General features: G+C 31.7%; 1 protein-coding gene. It reads left to right on the top strand.

The window, feature by feature from the left end:
- On the top strand, positions 1–764 hold a 764-nt coding region (locus H2277_RS09055), incomplete at both ends, for a 6-hydroxymethylpterin diphosphokinase MptE-like protein (protein WP_337201975.1).

Raw genomic sequence — 764 nt, 5'->3', positions numbered from 1 at the left:
ATATGCACCAGTGGCAATGATCCCTTAGATGCTTTACAAGGCATAGAGCAACTTATTTATAATCTTCCAGTTATGCTAACCCATGCTCCGTATCAAAACTTACTCAAACAAAGAGAAAATCTTAGCGATACAGCTATCATCGTTTCAACAGGACCCAGCCTTACTAAACAACTTGATACTTTAAAGCAATACGCAAATAAAGCAACCATCATAGCAGCTGATTCTTCCTATCCTATCCTAGCAAAACATAACATCAAGCCTGATTATGTTTTATCTTTAGAAAGAGTTCCAGAAACCTCAGAATTTTTTAACAATGATTTTAAAGAATTTGATCAAGATATTTTATTTATCACAACCCATTTAACCCACCCTCAAACCATAAGAAATTTAAAAAGCAATAATAGAAATTTTATGTTGGCTCATAGGGGAGTTGGATTTGTGGAATATTTAAAATTTATTTATTTTATAGGATTAATGGGAGGTCATAGTGTTGCACACTTAGCTTATGGCTTGGCTATGCGCTTAAAACATAAAAATATTATCTTTATAGGGCAAGACTTAGCTTACGCTAAAGATGGAAGTTCTCATCCAAATGATCATGTTTTTGGTAGTTTTGATGATTTAGATAAAGATAAAATTATTTATGATATGCAAACTATGGCTTATGGTGGAAAGAACAAGGTTTATACGAATGAAACATGGAATTTATTTCGCTATACTTTAGAAAAAGATATTGATCGCTTTAAACAATTTAATTTTTCTAC

Source organism: Campylobacter sp. W0014 (assembly GCF_020135975.1).
Lineage (GTDB): Bacteria > Campylobacterota > Campylobacteria > Campylobacterales > Campylobacteraceae > Campylobacter_D.
The sequence above is the reverse complement of the archived record's forward strand: the minus strand, read 5'-3'. Positions and strand labels throughout refer to the sequence as shown.